The sequence below is a fragment of the Vibrio sp. 10N.247.310.23 genome, from assembly GCF_041467155.1.
Lineage (GTDB): Bacteria > Pseudomonadota > Gammaproteobacteria > Enterobacterales > Vibrionaceae > Vibrio > Vibrio crassostreae_C.
This window is the reverse complement of the sequence record NZ_JBFSTZ010000085.1, coordinates 1-1792: the sequence shown is the minus strand read 5'-3', so window position 1 is coordinate 1792 and position 1792 is coordinate 1. Positions and strand designations below refer to the sequence as shown.

The 1792-nt window shown below is 39.5% G+C and carries 1 protein-coding gene; it reads left to right on the top strand.

The genetic code is table 11. The features are described from left to right. The first annotated feature begins 998 nt into the window (after positions 1–998). On the top strand, positions 999–1394 hold the full coding sequence (locus tag AB6D93_RS23920) for a DUF2391 family protein (protein WP_017060180.1): 396 nt from the start codon (positions 999–1001) through the stop codon (positions 1392–1394). Positions 1395–1792: the final 398 nt, after the last annotated feature.

The following is a 1792-nucleotide window of genomic DNA, read 5'->3' as shown; positions in this document are numbered from 1 at the left end:
ATTTCACAATAATTCATCAATCTTAATTAGATCACATTTTTACTTTAATTGGTATCAGTCGAATAACTTACACAAAAGATTTTCCCGTAGCCCACAGCTCTTAGCTCAGGTGTTCCCCAAAACCAACTCATGATTAGGACTACATCATTTCTGATTCCAGCTGTGAGGTGACTCGAGCATGATTTCAAACGTATGTAGCTTTAAGTTTAGCATTCAGATACTCGAACCATACGCGCTGTAAGTTAGATTTATGAGACTGAACTGACCCCTTATTAATACTTTGAGTTATAAAAGCCTTACACCCCATCCTAATTACTCTGCGCTGTAGATGTTTCCTTTATTAAGTGAGTGGCTCTCAGTATTAGTTAACAGCCTTTCGTCTACGAAATCTGACTTCTGCTCTATCTGTGAATCTATAGGATACGTGTAATTAGGGCTCTATCATGGAGGCTTCTGCTAAGAGCGCTATAGCCCTTAATGAGTCGACTTAATAGCTCTTAATTATACATTCAGCTTAAACCACTCTCGATAGCATCAAGCGCTTTGTTAGAAGCATTTCAAAGGATGGAAGCGGAGTAGATTCAGCTTGAAAGGTGAGAGTTGTTAGGTTGCGTTCCAAAGTGGTGCTGGAGGGATATGTAAGTTAAGACATAGAGTGTCCCTCGTATCCGTATCTACATGTGCAGGGAGGTTCTTCCCCCAACTGATTGTGATGTTCTCTGGTTCTAGGGGATGGTAATTTAGGATGTTTACCGGTCTCTCTTCGATTCTGATGTGCTTGTTGACTCGATATGAATTAGTTGTGTCGACAACTTTGCTCAGAACATGTTGATTTCTTGCTGGTTAGTTCAAGCTATGTTTTGGTTATTGCGACTAAGATGAAGCTAGAAGGTCACTACTGTTTGCTTAGTAGAAATAAAAATCCCCCAAATCATTGGCGGATAGTTTTGTGATTCTTTTCAGAATTAGATAAAGCCTTAAACCTAATGGGTCGAATTATGAAATTGAGTTTTAACTTTGAAGATGCGAGCCAGATCTTTGTGGGATCTTTTGCCTTGGCCGTGCCGATTTCTTTTTCTGAAGAGGCTTGGAAGTTAGGGGAGACTTTACCTACCGCTAATCTATTGCTGCTATTTTTACTGTCTGCGGTGTTCTTAGGCTTCTATACGTATGAGAGTGTCTTTCAAAAAGATGTTGTTGCTCGGTTGCCGGTGTTTATTTTCAGAATAGTGATTGCTTATGTTATGACGGCATTGGTCGTTGCTTTGGTACTGACTTGCCTGGACAAATTACCTCTATTGAGTGATCCCGTCGTATCGATCAAAAGAGTGATTGTTATTTCAATGCCAGCCTCTATGGGCGCTATTGTAGTGGATAGTTTTGATAAAGAGTAATCTGTGTATCAATTTGGATTGAAGTGTCTTACAGAGCTTTTCAGCGCTTACTTGATTCGTTATTTAGCTTTCTTACCTCCAAACTTAGTATTGATTTTTTCAACCGATCTCCTAGTCAATAAAATGAGTAGCAACGTACTGTGACTGACTCTTACGTGAATGTGTCGTTTGTTGTTGGGAGATTTTGAAGAGCATTAAGTAGCGAAGATTTGTAGCTTTGGAAGGATATAAAAACGGTTGGTTTCTGAATTGAATATGGTATTTGAAAGGTGAGGGTAGTTGTATTAATAAGTTAGGATCTTTAGATGCAAAAAAGCCGCATCAATGATGCGGCTTTTTTTAATTGGCTCCCCTTGCAAGACTTGAACTTGCGACATACGGATTAACAGTCCGCCGTT